Origin of the sequence: Stenotrophomonas aracearum, assembly GCF_031834615.1 — a bacterium.
Classification (GTDB): domain Bacteria; phylum Pseudomonadota; class Gammaproteobacteria; order Xanthomonadales; family Xanthomonadaceae; genus Stenotrophomonas; species Stenotrophomonas aracearum.
This window is the reverse complement of the sequence record NZ_CP115543.1, coordinates 878237-890800: the sequence shown is the minus strand read 5'-3', so window position 1 is coordinate 890800 and position 12564 is coordinate 878237. Positions and strand designations below refer to the sequence as shown.

General features: G+C 62.5%; 23 protein-coding genes. All 23 read right to left on the bottom strand.

Features of this window, described 5'->3' with window-relative positions; translation table 11 throughout:
* Positions 1 to 118: 118 nt before the first annotated feature.
* The 23 genes from secY to tuf all read right to left on the bottom strand — a co-directional run bounded on the left by secY (position 119) and on the right by tuf (position 12523).
* On the bottom strand, positions 119 to 1474 hold the full coding sequence (gene secY / locus PDM28_RS04085; RefSeq protein WP_102944242.1) for a preprotein translocase subunit SecY: 1356 nt from the start codon (positions 1472 to 1474) through the stop codon (positions 119 to 121).
* A gap of 3 nt (positions 1475 to 1477) precedes the next feature.
* The gene (gene rplO / locus PDM28_RS04080) at positions 1478 to 1921 is read right to left on the bottom strand and encodes a 50S ribosomal protein L15 (protein WP_102944243.1); all 444 of its coding nucleotides are present in this window, start codon (positions 1919 to 1921) and stop codon (positions 1478 to 1480) included.
* Positions 1922 to 1925: 4 nt separating this feature from the next.
* Positions 1926 to 2111, bottom strand: a complete 186-nt coding sequence (rpmD, locus tag PDM28_RS04075) for a 50S ribosomal protein L30 (RefSeq protein WP_102944244.1) — start codon at positions 2109 to 2111, stop codon at positions 1926 to 1928.
* Entirely contained in the window at positions 2104 to 2646 is a 543-nt protein-coding gene (gene rpsE / locus PDM28_RS04070; RefSeq protein ID WP_102944245.1) for a 30S ribosomal protein S5, read from the bottom strand. Before rpsE ends, rpmD begins: the two co-directional genes overlap by 8 nt.
* A gap of 158 nt (positions 2647 to 2804) precedes the next feature.
* Positions 2805 to 3164 carry a 50S ribosomal protein L18 gene (gene rplR, locus PDM28_RS04065; RefSeq protein ID WP_171966879.1) on the bottom strand — a complete coding sequence of 120 codons (360 nt, stop codon included), beginning with the start codon at positions 3162 to 3164 and terminating at the stop codon, positions 2805 to 2807.
* A gap of 52 nt (positions 3165 to 3216) precedes the next feature.
* The gene (gene rplF, locus PDM28_RS04060; protein WP_102944246.1) at positions 3217 to 3744 is read right to left on the bottom strand and encodes a 50S ribosomal protein L6; all 528 of its coding nucleotides are present in this window, start codon (positions 3742 to 3744) and stop codon (positions 3217 to 3219) included.
* An 18-nt stretch (positions 3745 to 3762) separates the two neighbouring features.
* Complete coding sequence (rpsH, locus tag PDM28_RS04055; protein WP_017355419.1) at positions 3763 to 4161, bottom strand: 30S ribosomal protein S8; 399 nt, start codon at positions 4159 to 4161, stop codon at positions 3763 to 3765.
* A gap of 257 nt (positions 4162 to 4418) precedes the next feature.
* Positions 4419 to 4724 (bottom strand): 30S ribosomal protein S14, encoded by a 306-nt coding sequence (gene rpsN, locus PDM28_RS04050; RefSeq protein WP_102944247.1) that lies wholly within the window; start codon positions 4722 to 4724, stop codon positions 4419 to 4421.
* A gap of 18 nt (positions 4725 to 4742) precedes the next feature.
* Positions 4743 to 5285, bottom strand: a complete 543-nt coding sequence (gene rplE, locus PDM28_RS04045) for a 50S ribosomal protein L5 (protein ID WP_102944277.1) — start codon at positions 5283 to 5285, stop codon at positions 4743 to 4745.
* An 11-nt stretch (positions 5286 to 5296) separates the two neighbouring features.
* Positions 5297 to 5614 (bottom strand): 50S ribosomal protein L24, encoded by a 318-nt coding sequence (rplX, locus tag PDM28_RS04040; protein WP_017355416.1) that lies wholly within the window; start codon positions 5612 to 5614, stop codon positions 5297 to 5299.
* A 16-nt stretch (positions 5615 to 5630) separates the two neighbouring features.
* Entirely contained in the window at positions 5631 to 5999 is a 369-nt protein-coding gene (gene rplN, locus PDM28_RS04035) for a 50S ribosomal protein L14 (RefSeq protein ID WP_010483978.1), read from the bottom strand.
* Between the two features lie 13 nt (positions 6000 to 6012).
* Complete coding sequence (gene rpsQ, locus PDM28_RS04030; RefSeq protein WP_102944278.1) at positions 6013 to 6282, bottom strand: 30S ribosomal protein S17; 270 nt, start codon at positions 6280 to 6282, stop codon at positions 6013 to 6015.
* A gap of 11 nt (positions 6283 to 6293) precedes the next feature.
* Positions 6294 to 6479: a 50S ribosomal protein L29 gene (gene rpmC / locus PDM28_RS04025; RefSeq protein WP_070209007.1), complete on the bottom strand. Its 186-nt coding sequence runs from the start codon at positions 6477 to 6479 to the stop codon at positions 6294 to 6296.
* Positions 6479 to 6892: a 50S ribosomal protein L16 gene (gene rplP, locus PDM28_RS04020; RefSeq protein WP_070209008.1), complete on the bottom strand. Its 414-nt coding sequence runs from the start codon at positions 6890 to 6892 to the stop codon at positions 6479 to 6481. Before rplP ends, rpmC begins: the two co-directional genes overlap by 1 nt.
* Positions 6893 to 6897: 5 nt before the next feature.
* Positions 6898 to 7632 (bottom strand): 30S ribosomal protein S3, encoded by a 735-nt coding sequence (rpsC, locus tag PDM28_RS04015; RefSeq protein WP_068849461.1) that lies wholly within the window; start codon positions 7630 to 7632, stop codon positions 6898 to 6900.
* A gap of 17 nt (positions 7633 to 7649) precedes the next feature.
* The gene (rplV, locus tag PDM28_RS04010) at positions 7650 to 7985 is read right to left on the bottom strand and encodes a 50S ribosomal protein L22 (protein ID WP_017355410.1); all 336 of its coding nucleotides are present in this window, start codon (positions 7983 to 7985) and stop codon (positions 7650 to 7652) included.
* Positions 7986 to 7997: 12 nt separating this feature from the next.
* Positions 7998 to 8267 (bottom strand): 30S ribosomal protein S19, encoded by a 270-nt coding sequence (gene rpsS, locus PDM28_RS04005; protein ID WP_102944248.1) that lies wholly within the window; start codon positions 8265 to 8267, stop codon positions 7998 to 8000.
* A gap of 6 nt (positions 8268 to 8273) precedes the next feature.
* Positions 8274 to 9101, bottom strand: a complete 828-nt coding sequence (gene rplB / locus PDM28_RS04000; protein ID WP_102944249.1) for a 50S ribosomal protein L2 — start codon at positions 9099 to 9101, stop codon at positions 8274 to 8276.
* Between the two features lie 10 nt (positions 9102 to 9111).
* Positions 9112 to 9411, bottom strand: coding sequence for a 50S ribosomal protein L23 (rplW, locus tag PDM28_RS03995; protein WP_070209011.1), 300 nt, complete (start codon positions 9409 to 9411; stop codon positions 9112 to 9114).
* Entirely contained in the window at positions 9408 to 10013 is a 606-nt protein-coding gene (gene rplD / locus PDM28_RS03990; protein WP_102944279.1) for a 50S ribosomal protein L4, read from the bottom strand. The genes rplW and rplD overlap by 4 nt, the downstream gene beginning before the upstream one ends.
* A gap of 12 nt (positions 10014 to 10025) precedes the next feature.
* Positions 10026 to 10676 (bottom strand): 50S ribosomal protein L3, encoded by a 651-nt coding sequence (gene rplC / locus PDM28_RS03985; protein ID WP_102944250.1) that lies wholly within the window; start codon positions 10674 to 10676, stop codon positions 10026 to 10028.
* An 11-nt stretch (positions 10677 to 10687) separates the two neighbouring features.
* Positions 10688 to 10999, bottom strand: coding sequence for a 30S ribosomal protein S10 (gene rpsJ, locus PDM28_RS03980; protein ID WP_010341589.1), 312 nt, complete (start codon positions 10997 to 10999; stop codon positions 10688 to 10690).
* A gap of 333 nt (positions 11000 to 11332) precedes the next feature.
* On the bottom strand, positions 11333 to 12523 hold the full coding sequence (tuf, locus tag PDM28_RS03975) for an elongation factor Tu (protein ID WP_311183892.1): 1191 nt from the start codon (positions 12521 to 12523) through the stop codon (positions 11333 to 11335).
* Between the last annotated feature and the right edge of the window lie 41 nt (positions 12524 to 12564).

The window sequence follows — 12564 nt, the reverse complement described above, 5'->3', positions numbered from 1 at the left end:
GGAACCACCCGATCTCACCCCCACCCGGAACCGCTGCGGGGGCCGCCCTTCGTTTGTGTGGCCAGGTCCGCGAAGCGGAGGACCATCACGTCAGGAAGACGAAAGTGTAACAGGCTTGTCAGCCGCGGGCAAAACCGCCGCGGTTGCCGCCCTTCAGGTTGGCCTTCTTCAGAAGGCTCTCGTACTGGTGCGACATCAGGTGCGCCTGGATCTGCGCAATGAAGTCCATCACCACCACCACCACGATCAGCAGCGAGGTGCCGCCGAAGTAGAACGAGGCGTTCAGCTGCGTGCGCATGATTTCCGGCAGCAGGCAGACGATCACCAGGTAGGCCGAGCCGGCCGCGGTCAGGCGGGTCAGCACGCCGTCGATGTAGTCGGCGGTGGCCTTGCCCGGACGGATGCCCGGAATCAGCGCGCCCGACTTCTTCAGGTTGTCGGCGGTTTCCTGCGAGTTGAACACCAGCGCGGTATAGAAGAACGCGAAACCGGTGATCAGCGCCGCGAACACGATCATGTGCAGCGGTTCACCCGGACCCAGGGCGTTGGCGACCTTCTGCAGCCAGGTGGCCGAGCTGGCCTGGCCGGACCACATGGCCAGGGTGGTCGGGAACGCCAGGATGCTGGAAGCGAAGATGGCCGGGATCACGCCCGCCATGTTCAGCTTCAGCGGCAGGAACGAGGTCTGGTTCATGTACGCGTTGCGGCCGCCCTGGCGACGCGCGTAGTTCACCGTGATGCGGCGCTGGCCGCGTTCGACGAACACCACGAAGAAGGTGAAGGCCAGCACCACCAGCGCGATCAGCAGCAGCTGGATGAACTGCAGGTTGCCTTCGCGGAACGCGTCGAAGGTGTGGATGACCGCGCCCGGCAGGCCGGCCACGATGCCGGCGAAGATGATCAGCGACACACCGTTGCCGATGCCACGCTCGGTGACCTGCTCGCCGACCCACATCAGGAAGATGGTGCCTGCGGTCAGCGCGACCACGGCGGTGAGCACGAAGCCCATGCCCGGCGCGTACACCACCGGCGCACCGGTCGGGGACAGCTGGTTCTGCAGCGCCAGCGCGATGCTGCCGCCCTGCACCACCGCCAGCAACACGGCGCCGATGCGGGAATATTGGGTGATCTTGCGACGGCCGGATTCACCTTCCTTCTGCAGCGCCTTGAGCGCCGGGAAGATGTGGACCGCCAGCTGCATCACGATGGACGCCGAAATGTACGGCATCACGTTCAGCGCGAAAATGCTGAAACGGTGCAGGGCGCCGCCCGAGAACATGTTGAACATGTCCACGATACCGCCGCCCTGCGCCTCCATGAGCGCAAGCATGGCATCGGGATTGACGCCCGGCACCGGCACATAACAGCCGATGCGGTAGACGATCAAAGCCCCGACGACGAACAGCAGACGCTGGCGAAGTTCCGTGAACTTGCCGAGCCCGCCGCCCAGGTTACCAATGCCAGCTTGCGCCATGTCTTACTCCTGTACGCTGCCGCCGGCAGCTTCGATCGCGGCCTTGGCACCGGCCGTTGCTGCGACGCCCTTCAGGGTGAAGGCCTTGGTCAGGCCGCCCTTCATGACGATCTTGGCCTTCTTGGCCGTGCTCGGGACCAGCTTCGCAGCGCGCAGCGCGGCGAAATCGATCTCACCGGCTTCCAGGCGATCCAGCTGGTAGGACAGCACTTCAGCAGTGTCCTTGGCCATCTTGGAACGGAAGCCGATCTTCGGCAGACGACGCTGCATCGGGGTCTGGCCGCCTTCGAAGCCCGCCTTGATCTTGCCGCCACCCTTACGGGCGAACGAGCCCTTGTGACCGCGGCCGGCAGTCTTGCCCAGGCCAGAGCCGATACCGCGGCCGACGCGGGTGCGTTCGGTGCGGGCGCCCGGTGCCGGGCTCAGTTCATTGAGACGCATGGTCATTGGATTATTCCTCAACCTTGACGAGGTAGTGGACCTTGTTGATCAGACCGCGAACCTGCGGGCTGTCCTTCAGTTCACGCACATCGTTGAGCTTGTTCAGGCCCAGGGCACGCACCGACAGGCGGTGACGCGACTGGGAGCCACGCAGGCCACGCACCAGGCGGACCTTGACAGTCTTGTCATTAGCCATGGTTGAGATCCTCCACCTTCTTGCCGCGCTTGGCCGCGATGCGGGCCGGCGACTGCATTTCAGTCAGGCCCTTCAGCGTGGCACGGACCAGGTTGATCGGGTTACGCGAACCGACGGCCTTGGCCAGCACGTTCTTGACGCCAACGGCTTCCAGGACGGCGCGCATGGCACCACCGGCGATCACACCGGTACCTTCCGAGGCCGGCATCATGAACACGCGGGCTGCGCCGTGGCCGGACTTCACCGGGTGCCACAGGGTGCCGTTGTTCAGGTCGACGTCGGCCAGGTTCTTGCGGGCCTGCTCCATCGACTTCTGGATGGCGACCGGCACTTCGCGCGCCTTGCCATAGCCGAAACCGACCTTGCCTGCGCCGTCACCGACCACGGTCAGTGCGGTGAAGGTGAACTGGCGGCCACCCTTGACGGTCTTGCTGACGCGGTTGACCGCGACCAGCTTTTCGATCATGCCGTCGTCGACTTTCTCTTCGCGGTTACGGTCGCGATCGCGACCCCGCTGCTGACGTTCTTCTGCCATGTTGATTCCTTGATTGATTGGGTATGTACGGCTCGAGGCCGCTTATAGCTGTGAGTTGAAGCGGTGGATCGAGCGCCCCTGCAGAAGAAGGACGTCGCCCGGCACAGCCCGTGCCGGCAGGCAGGCGGAAGCGGGGACCTGCCCCGCTTCCTTATCCCTTAGAACTGCAGGCCGCCTTCGCGGGCTGCATCGGCCAGTGCCTTGATGCGACCGTGGTAGCGGTAGCCCGAGCGGTCGAACGCGACCTTCTCGATGCCCGCAGCCTTGGCGCGCTCGGCGACCAGCTTGCCGACCTTGGCGGCGGCGTCGCTGTTCTTGCCGTTCTTCAGGCCTTCCTTGACGTCGGCCTGGGTGGTGTTGGCAGCAGCCAGCACCTTGGAGCCGTCGGCGGTGAAGACCTGTGCGTACAGGTGCTGACCGGTGCGCAGCACCGACAGGCGCGGCACGCCGAGGATGCGGATGTGCGCGCGGGTGGACTTGGCGCGACGCAGGCGAGCGATGTTCTTGTTCATGTGTATGTTCCTTGAAAGCTGAAGACAGGATGCTTCCCTCGAAGAGAGGGACTCGCCCTTACGCCTTCTTGGCTTCCTTACGGATGATGACTTCGTCGGAGTACTTCACGCCCTTGCCCTTGTACGGCTCCGGCTTGCGGTACGCACGGATCTTGGCGGCAACTTCGCCCACCAGCTGCTTGTCCGCGCCCTGGACCAGGATCTCGGTCTGGGTCGGGGTGGTGATGGTGATGCCTTCCGGCGCCACGTACACGACCGGGTGCGAGAAACCGAGCGACAGGCTCAGGTCCTTGCCCTGCATGGCAGCACGGTAACCCACGCCGACCAGCTCGAGCTTGCGCTCGAAACCTTCGGTGACGCCCTTGACCATGTTGGCCAGGATGGCGCGCACGGTACCGGTCAGCGGGACCAGGTTCGCGTCGTTGGCGGCCAGGGTGGCAACGCCGTCTTCCACGGTGATTTCAACGCCAGCAACCTTCGGCAGCGACAGGGTGCCCTTCGGGCCCTTCACGCTGACGGATTCCGGCTGGATGTTCAGTTCAACGCCCTTGGGCAGGTTGACCGGCTTCTTGGCTACGCGGGACATAACTTTCTCCTTCTCGCCTTAGGCCACGAAGCACAGGACTTCGCCGCCGACGCCCAACTGGCGCGCCTGCGCATCAGTCATGATGCCCTTGGAGGTCGAAATGATGGAAATGCCCAGGCCGTTCAGGACCTTCGGCAGCTCGGACTTGCCACGGTACTGGCGCAGACCCGAACGCGAGAAGCGCTTCAGGGTCTCGATGACCGGCTTGCCCTCGAAATACTTCAGGACGATTTCAAGCTCGGCCTTGTTGTTCTCGGTCTTGGTCACGCGCAGGTCGGTGATGTAGCCTTCGGCCTTCAACACTTCTGCGATTGCAACCTTGATCTTGGAGGACGGCGCCTTCACCGTCTGCTTGCCCACCGCGGCCGCATTCTTGATGCGTACCAGCAGGTCGGCGATGGGATCAGTCATGCTCATAGTCGATACCTTTGAGTGCACCGATATCCGCTTTCGCGAAAATCTAGCTGTTTTTGAAAATCTGGGATGGGCCAGGACCCTTGGAACATGAACCAGCGGGCGGAGCCCCCTGCTTCAGCGGGGCAGAGCCCCGCTCTACCCCCTGCCCCTGACGAGGCAAGACCGGGAGTATACGACAAAAAGAGCCCGACTTGCGTCGGGCTCTTTCGAGAGAGGATGAACCTGAACGGGTTCACCCTCTTCCAGGGAGTGATCCCTTACCAGCTTGCCTTGCGCAGGCCCGGCACGTCGCCGCGCATGGTGGCTTCGCGCAGCTTGTTGCGGCCGAGGCCGAACTTGCTGTACACGCCACGCGGACGGCCCGACAGTTCGCAACGGTTGCGGTGGCGGCTCGGCGACGAATCGCGCGGCAGCTTCTGCAACTTGATCACGGCCTGTTCCTTCTCTTCGTACGTCGCGGTCGTGCTGGAGATGATCTTCTTCAGCTCTTCACGCTTGCCGGCATACTTCTGGGCCAGCTTCGCACGCTTCAGGTCGCGGTTGACCATGGAGGTCTTTGCCATTTCGGTATCCTCGACGTATCAGTTACGGAACGGGAACTTGAACGCTGCGAGCAGCGCCTTCGCTTCCGCGTCGGTCTTGGCGGTGGTGGTGATGGCGATATCCATGCCGCGGATCGCGTCGACAGCGTCGAAGTCGATTTCCGGGAAGATGATCTGCTCCTTCACACCCATGTTGAAGTTGCCGCGACCGTCGAAGGAACGACCCGAGACACCACGGAAGTCGCGCACGCGCGGCAGCGAGATGTTGATCAGGCGGTCCAGGAACTCATACATCTTGGCACGACGCAGCGTGGTCTTGCAGCCGATCGGCCAGCCATCGCGGATCTTGAACGAAGCCACCGACACGCGGGACTTGGTCACGATCGGCTTCTGGCCGGAGACCTTGGCCATGTCGGCCACGGCGTTTTCCAGGATCTTCTTGTTGGTCGCGGCTTCGCCCACACCCATGTTCAGGGTGATCTTGACCAGCTTCGGAACCTGCATCGGATTGGAGTAGCCGAACTGCTTCATCAGCGCCGGCACCACTTCGTCCTGGTAGAACTTTTCGAGACGGGAACTCATCTTCACATTCCTCAGGCGTCGAGCGCCTCACCGCTGGAGCGGAACACACGCAGTTTGCGTCCATCCTCCAGCACCTTGAAGCCAACGCGTTCGCCCTTGCCCGAAGCCGGGTTGAGCACGTTCACGTTGGAGATATGGATCGACGCTTCACGCTCGACCACGCCGCCGGCAACGCCTGCCTGCGGGTTCGGCTTGGTGTGGCGCTTGACGATGTTCACGTTGGCGACGATCACACGATCGCCGTCGACGCGGACGACTTCGCCCTGCTTGCCCTTGTCCTTGCCGGTGTTGACGACGACCTGGTCGCCCTTCTTGATACGGTTAGCCATGATTATCTCCTGTCGCTCACAGCACTTCGGGAGCGAGCGAGACGATCTTCATGAACTTCTCCGAACGAAGTTCACGGGTCACCGGCCCGAAGATGCGGGTGCCGATCGGCTCTTGCTTGTTGTTGAGCAGGACCGCGGCGTTGCCGTCGAAACGGATCAGCGAGCCATCGGCGCGACGCACACCCTTGCGGGTACGCACCACGACGGCGTCATACACTTCACCCTTCTTGACCTTGCCGCGCGGGATCGCATCCTTCACGGTGACCTTGATGATGTCGCCGATGCCGGCGTAACGGCGCTTGGAACCACCCAGCACCTTGAAGCACATCACCTGCTTGGCACCCGAGTTGTCCGCGACGTCAAGGTAGCTCTGCATCTGGATCATGATTCAGATCTCCTTATTGAGCCGCACGCGTGATGACTTCCACCACGCGCCAGTTCTTGGTCTTGGACATCGGAGCAATCTCGGTCACGCGCACGACATCACCTTCGTTGCAGGTGTTGTCGGCATCGTGGGCGTGCAGCTTGGTCGAACGCTTGATGTACTTGCCGTACAGGGCGTGCTTGACCAGGCGTTCCACCAGCACGGTGACCGTTTTGTCCATCTTGTTGCTGACGACACGGCCTTCGACCGTGCGCAGCGCCTTGTTTTCAGTATTGTCGCTCATCGCGGCCATCCTTACTTGGTGCTGCCGAGCAGGGTCTTGACGCGAGCAATCTCGCGGCGCACCCGGCGGGTTTCGTGAGTCTTCGGCAGCTGCCCGGTGACCTGCTGCATGCGCAGTGCGAACTGCTCCTTACGCAGGTCAACCAAATGGGACTTCAGGTCGTCAGCCGACTTTTCGCGAAGTTGTTTGATATCCATTACATCACCGTCCGGGTCACGAAGGTGGTGGTCACGGAGAGCTTGGCAGCGGCCAGGCGGAACGCCTCGCGTGCCACGTCTTCTGCAACACCTTCAATTTCATAGATCATTCGGCCGGGCTGGATCTGGGCTACCCAGTATTCCACGTTGCCCTTACCAGAACCCATTCGGACTTCGATGGGCTTCTTGGTGATCGGCTTGTCCGGGAACACTCGGATCCACATCTTGCCACCGCGCTTGACGTAGCGGCTGATCGAGCGGCGGGCCGCTTCGATCTGGCGCGCGGTCAGCTGACCGTGGGCGGTTGCCTTCAGGCCGTACTCGCCGAAGCTGACAGCGTTGGCGCTCCAGCTCAGGCCATCGTTACGGCCCTTGTGTACCTTGCGGTACTTGGTTCGCTTGGGTTGCAACATTGTCGTTACCTCGCTTCACGGGCCGGGCGCTGACGGTCACCGCGGTCGCCGCGATCGTTACGATCGTTGCGCGACGGGGTGTCGTCCTGCTTTTCCTGGCCAACCTGGGAGAAATCGAAAACCTCGCCCTTGTAGATCCAGACCTTGATGCCGATGATGCCGTAGGTCGTCTTGGCTTCAGCGAAGCCATAGTCGATGTCGGCACGCAGCGTGTGCAGCGGCACGCGGCCTTCGCGGTACCACTCCGAACGGGCGATTTCCGCGCCGTTCAAGCGGCCACCGACGTTGACCTTGATGCCCAGGGCACCCAGGCGCATCGCGTTGCCGACCGAGCGCTTCATGGCGCGGCGGAACATGATGCGACGCTCCAGCTGCTGCGCGATCGACTCGGCAACCAGCTGTGCGTCCAGCTCGGGCTTGCGCACTTCGGTGACGTTGATGTGCGCCGGGACGCCCATCATTTCACTCACTTCCTTGCGCAGCTTTTCGATGTCCTCGCCACGCTTGCCGATCACCACGCCCGGACGGGCGGTGTGGATCGTCACGCGGGCGGTCTTCGCCGGACGCTCGATGAGGATCTTGCTGATGCCGGCCTGCGCGAGCTTCTTGCGCAGCATGTCCCGCACCTTCAGGTCGGCCGCCAGATAACCAGCGAACTCGGCCTTGTTGGCGTACCACTTGGAGTTCCAGTCCTTGGAAATGCCGAGGCGGATACCAATCGGATGAACTTTATGACCCATGGTGTTTTCCTTTCCGCTTACTTGCCGGCGCCCACAACCACAGTGATGTGGCTGGTGCGCTTGAGGATGCGGGTGCCGCGGCCTTTCGCCCGCGCCATGAAACGCTTCAGGGTCGGACCTTCATCAACCATGATGGTCTGAACCTTCAGCTCGTCGACGTCGGCGCCCTGGTTGTTCTCGGCATTGGCAATAGCCGACTCCACCACCTTCTTGATCAGGTGGGCAGCCTTCTTGTCCGAGAACTTCAGCAGGTTGACCGCACGCTCGGCCGGCAGGCCGCGCACCTGGTCAGCGACCAGGCGGGCTTTCTGCGCAGAGATGCGCGCGGAGCGCAGGATTGCTTTCGCTTCCATTGTCATCTCTCCTTACTTGCCCGACTTCTTGTCACCACCGTGACCCTTGAAGGTCCGGGTGATGGCAAATTCGCCGAGCTTGTGGCCGACCATGTTCTCGTTGACGAGCACCGGAACGTGGTTCTTACCGTTATGAACGGCGATGGTGATGCCTACCATTTCCGGCAGGATCATCGAACGGCGCGACCAGGTCTTGATCGGCTTCTTGCTACCCGCAGCGGACTCCACCTTCTTGACGAGGTGGTGATCGACGAACGGGCCCTTCTTGAGTGAACGTGCCATGGTCGATTAGCCCCTACGATCGCGGACGATGAATTGCTGGGTGCGCTTGTTCTTGCGCGTCTTGTAGCCCTTGGTCGGGACACCCCACGGGGTGACCGGATGCGGGTTACCCTGGCCGGCCTTCGCCTCACCACCACCGTGCGGGTGGTCGACCGGGTTCATGGCAGCACCACGAACGGTCGGGCGGACACCGCGCCAGCGCTTCGCGCCAGCCTTGCCCAGCTTTTCCAGGTTGTGTTCGTCGTTACCGACTTCACCGATGGTGGCGCGGCACTCGACCGGCACCTTGCGCATTTCACCCGAGCGCAGGCGCAGGGTGGCGAAGACGCCTTCACGAGCGACGAGCTGCACGGCAGCGCCGGCGGCACGCGCGATCTGTGCACCCTTGCCCGGCTTCAGTTCGATGCCGTGGACAGTGGTACCGACCGGGATGTTGCGCAGCGGCAGGGTGTTACCGGCCTTGATCGGCGCATCCGAACCCGCGATCACCTGGTCACCGGCCTTCAGGCCCTTCGGTGCGATGATGTAGCGGCGTTCGCCGTCGACGTAGCACAGCAGGGCGATATGGGCGGTGCGGTTCGGATCGTATTCGATGCGTTCCACGCGCGCCGGAATGCCTTCCTTGTTGCGCTTGAAGTCGATCAGACGGTAGTGCTGCTTGTGACCACCGCCCACGTGACGGGTGGTGATGCGACCGTGGTGGTTACGACCACCGGAATTGCTCTTCGGCTCCAGCAACGCTGCGTGCGGTGCGCCCTTGTGCAGATCGGGCGTAACCACGCGCACGGCCGAACGGCGGCCGGGGGAAGTGGGCTTGAATTTCATCAATGGCATGGGATGTACCTCAGGCCTTGGCCGTTACATCGATGGACTGGCCATCGGCGAGACGCACGTATGCCTTGCGCCAATCGCCGCGACGGCCGTTGCGGTTACGGAAGGACTTGTTCTTGCCCTTCACGTTCAGCACGTTGACCGCTTCGACCTTGACGTCGAACAGCTGCTCGACCGCGGCCTTTACATCGGCCTTGGTGGCTTCGTTCGAGATCTCGAAGACATACTGGTTGGAATGTTCCTGCAGGCGCGCGGTCTTTTCGGAGACACGCGGGGCACGCAGCACGCTGAAGATTTTTTCGTTGCTGTTCATGCCAGCCACTCCTCGACCTTCTTGACCGCATCAGCGGTGATGACGACCGTGTCGGCACCGACCAGCGACACCGGGTCCAGGCCCTGGACGTCACGCACTTCCACGTAGGGAACGTTGCGTGCGGACAGGTACAGGTGCTCGGAGGCTTCCTCGGTGACGATCAGCGGGCGCTTGCCCACTTCCAGGCCGGCCAGCTTGGCGATCAGACCCTTCGTGCTGGTCGCTTCGACGTCGAAGGACTCCACGATGGTCAGGCGGCCCTGACGGTTCAGCTCGGACAGGATCGCGCACATGGCGGCACGGTACTGCTTGCGGTTGACCTTCTGCTCGAAGCTGCGCGGCTTGGCCGCGAAGGTGACACCGCCGCCGACGAAGATCGGAGCCGTCAGCGCGCCATGACGCGCACCGCCGCCCTTCTGCTTCTTCGACTTCTTGGTGGTACCAGCCACTTCAGAGCGAGTCTTCTGTGCCTTGGTGCCGGCGCGACCGGCGTTGCGATAGGCGACGACGACCTGGTGGACCAGATCTTCGCTGAAATCGCGACCGAACACGGCATCGGAGACCGAGACCTTGTTGTTGCTACCCGTGATAACGAGTTCCATCGTCATCTCTCCTTATGCCTTGCTAGCCGGACGCACGATCACGTCACCACCCGCAGCGCCAGGCACGGCGCCACGAATCGCGATCAGACCGCGCTCGACGTCGACCTTGACCACTTCCAGGTTCTGCGTGCTCTGCTGCACGGCACCCATGTGGCCCGACATCTTCTTGCCCGGGAAAACGCGACCCGGGGTCTGGCGCTGACCCAGCGAACCCGGCGCGCGATGCGACAGCGAGTTACCGTGGGTTGCATCGCCCATACGGAAGTTGTAGCGCTTGATGGTGCCCTGGAAGCCCTTACCCTTGGTGACACCCTGGACGTCGACCTTCTGGCCAACTTCGAAGATGTCCGCCTTGACTTCGCCGCCAACGGCGAAATCGCCGAGCTGCGCGTCTTCAACGCGGAATTCCCACAGGCCACGACCGGCTTCCACCTTCGCCTTGGCGAAGTGGCCGGCTTCCGGCTTGTTGACCAGGGCAGCGCGACGCGCGCCGACGGTCACCTGCACGGCGCTGTAGCCGTCGGCTTCGACGGTCTTGATCTGCGCGATGCGGTTCGGGGTTGCTTCAATCAGGGTCACCGGGATGGCGCGGCCATCTTCGGTGAACACGCGGCTCATGCCAGCCTTGCGGCCCACGAAGCCCAACGAATATTTCTTCGTCATGGTCGTAGTCCTCAGGTCAGCTTGATCTGAACGTCGACGCCGGCAGCCAGTTCGAGCTTCATCAGCGCGTCCACGGTCTTGTCGTTGGGGTCGACGATGTCGAGCACGCGCTTGTGCGTGCGGGTCTCGTACTGGTCACGCGCGTCCTTGTCGACGTGCGGGGAAACGAGAATGGTGTAACGCTCGATCTTGGTCGGCAGCGGGATCGGGCCACGCACTTGCGCGCCGGTCCGCTTTGCCGTTTCTACGATCTCGCTGGCCGAACGGTCGATCAAACGATGATCGAACGCCTTCAACCGAATCCGGATCTTTTGGTCCGCCATGACGGTGGGTTCCTTCGTTAAAAGAGCGACGGACAAGGCCTCTGGGTTGCCTTGTCCCATGAATATCCTGAATGCGGACGCCGCGCATTCCTGCGCGGCGACAAGATCTTTCCATAGACCTCAAAAATCGAGGCAGACCGGTCTCCCGATCTGCCCAGACAAAAAGTATAGCGCGCATACAAGGCGGCGGTCAACAGGGGTCCTGTTGACACTGCCTGAATGGCGCGACCCTTCCTGGTCTGGGGAACACGAGGTGCGTCCTGCGCCTCTTTTCCCGTTTTGGTACGCCCCGATGCCCTACCCAGGCAACATCGGGGCGCAGAGTCTAGCAGATTACGCGACGATCTTGGAGACCACGCCGGCGCCGACGGTACGGCCGCCTTCACGAATCGCGAAGCGCAGGCCTTCGTCCATGGCGACCGGGTTGATCAGCTCGATGACCATCTTCACGTTGTCGCCCGGCATCACCATTTCGGTGCCTTCCGGCAGGTTGGCCTTACCGGTGATGTCGGTGGTACGGAAGTAGAACTGCGGGCGGTAGCCGTTGAAGAACGGGGTGTGACGGCCGCCTTCGTCCTTCGACAGCACGTACACTTCACCTTCGAAGGTGGTGTGCGGCTTGATCGAACCCGGCTTGGCCAGGACCTGGCCACGCTCGACGTCGTCACGCTTGGTGCCGCGCAGCAGCAGACCGGCGTTGTCGCCTGCCTGGCCCTGGTCCAGCAGCTTGCGGAACATTTCCACGCCGGTCACGGTGGTCTTCTGGACCGGACGGATACCGACGATTTCGATTTCGTCGCCGACCTTGATGATGCCGCGCTCGATACGACCGGTCACCACGGTGCCGCGGCCCGAGATCGAGAACACGTCTTCCACCGGCATCAGGAACGGCTTGTCGATGTCGCGCTCCGGCTCCGGAATCCAGGTGTCCAGGGCTTCGACCAGCTTGATCACGGCCGGCACGCCGATGTCGCTCTGGTCGCCTTCCAGCGCCAGACGGGCCGAACCGGAGATGATCGGGGTGTCGTCACCCGGGAAGTCGTACTTGCTCAGCAGCTCGCGGACTTCCATCTCGACCAGTTCCAGCAGCTCGGCGTCGTCCACCATGTCGGCCTTGTTCAGGAACACGACGATGTACGGCACGCCGACCTGGCGCGACAGCAGGATGTGCTCGCGGGTCTGCGGCATCGGGCCGTCAGCAGCCGAGCAGACCAGGATCGCGCCGTCCATCTGGGCGGCACCGGTGATCATGTTCTTGACGTAGTCAGCATGGCCCGGGCAATCGACGTGGGCGTAGTGACGGGTCGGGGATTCGTATTCGACGTGTGCGGTCGAGATCGTGATGCCACGGGCCTTTTCTTCCGGCGCGGCGTCGATCGCGGAGTAATCCTTGAACTCGCCACCGAAGCGCTCGGCACCGATCTTGGTCAGTGCGGCGGTCAGCGTGGTCTTGCCGTGATCGACGTGACCGATGGTGCCGACGTTGACGTGCGGCTTGGTGCGCTCGAACTTACCCTTTGCCATTGTTGTATACCTTGAATTTGAAAAGAGGGAGGTAAAGACCT

Excerpts from the sequence above, each read along its gene's own strand:
- secY (WP_102944242.1), bottom strand. The coding sequence starts at position 1,474 with ATGGCGCAAGCTGGCATTGGTAACCTGGGCGGCGGGCTCGGCAAGTTC.
- rplO (WP_102944243.1), bottom strand. The coding sequence starts at position 1,921 with ATGACCATGCGTCTCAATGAACTGAGCCCGGCACCGGGCGCCCGCACC.
- rpmD (WP_102944244.1), bottom strand. The coding sequence starts at position 2,111 with ATGGCTAATGACAAGACTGTCAAGGTCCGCCTGGTGCGTGGCCTGCGT.
- rpsE (WP_102944245.1), bottom strand. The coding sequence starts at position 2,646 with ATGGCAGAAGAACGTCAGCAGCGGGGTCGCGATCGCGACCGTAACCGC.
- rplF (WP_102944246.1), bottom strand. The coding sequence starts at position 3,744 with ATGTCCCGCGTAGCCAAGAAGCCGGTCAACCTGCCCAAGGGCGTTGAA.
- rpsH (WP_017355419.1), bottom strand. The coding sequence starts at position 4,161 with ATGAGCATGACTGATCCCATCGCCGACCTGCTGGTACGCATCAAGAAT.
- rpsN (WP_102944247.1), bottom strand. The coding sequence starts at position 4,724 with ATGGCAAAGACCTCCATGGTCAACCGCGACCTGAAGCGTGCGAAGCTG.
- rplE (WP_102944277.1), bottom strand. The coding sequence starts at position 5,285 with ATGAGTTCCCGTCTCGAAAAGTTCTACCAGGACGAAGTGGTGCCGGCG.
- rplX (WP_017355416.1), bottom strand. The coding sequence starts at position 5,614 with ATGGCTAACCGTATCAAGAAGGGCGACCAGGTCGTCGTCAACACCGGC.
- rplN (WP_010483978.1), bottom strand. The coding sequence starts at position 5,999 with ATGATCCAGATGCAGAGCTACCTTGACGTCGCGGACAACTCGGGTGCC.
- rpsQ (WP_102944278.1), bottom strand. The coding sequence starts at position 6,282 with ATGAGCGACAATACTGAAAACAAGGCGCTGCGCACGGTCGAAGGCCGT.
- rpmC (WP_070209007.1), bottom strand. The coding sequence starts at position 6,479 with ATGGATATCAAACAACTTCGCGAAAAGTCGGCTGACGACCTGAAGTCC.
- rplP (WP_070209008.1), bottom strand. The coding sequence starts at position 6,892 with ATGTTGCAACCCAAGCGAACCAAGTACCGCAAGGTACACAAGGGCCGT.
- rpsC (WP_068849461.1), bottom strand. The coding sequence starts at position 7,632 with ATGGGTCATAAAGTTCATCCGATTGGTATCCGCCTCGGCATTTCCAAG.
- rplV (WP_017355410.1), bottom strand. The coding sequence starts at position 7,985 with ATGGAAGCGAAAGCAATCCTGCGCTCCGCGCGCATCTCTGCGCAGAAA.
- rpsS (WP_102944248.1), bottom strand. The coding sequence starts at position 8,267 with ATGGCACGTTCACTCAAGAAGGGCCCGTTCGTCGATCACCACCTCGTC.
- rplB (WP_102944249.1), bottom strand. The coding sequence starts at position 9,101 with ATGCCATTGATGAAATTCAAGCCCACTTCCCCCGGCCGCCGTTCGGCC.
- rplW (WP_070209011.1), bottom strand. The coding sequence starts at position 9,411 with ATGAACAGCAACGAAAAAATCTTCAGCGTGCTGCGTGCCCCGCGTGTC.
- rplD (WP_102944279.1), bottom strand. The coding sequence starts at position 10,013 with ATGGAACTCGTTATCACGGGTAGCAACAACAAGGTCTCGGTCTCCGAT.
- rplC (WP_102944250.1), bottom strand. The coding sequence starts at position 10,676 with ATGACGAAGAAATATTCGTTGGGCTTCGTGGGCCGCAAGGCTGGCATG.
- rpsJ (WP_010341589.1), bottom strand. The coding sequence starts at position 10,999 with ATGGCGGACCAAAAGATCCGGATTCGGTTGAAGGCGTTCGATCATCGT.
- tuf (WP_311183892.1), bottom strand. The coding sequence starts at position 12,523 with ATGGCAAAGGGTAAGTTCGAGCGCACCAAGCCGCACGTCAACGTCGGC.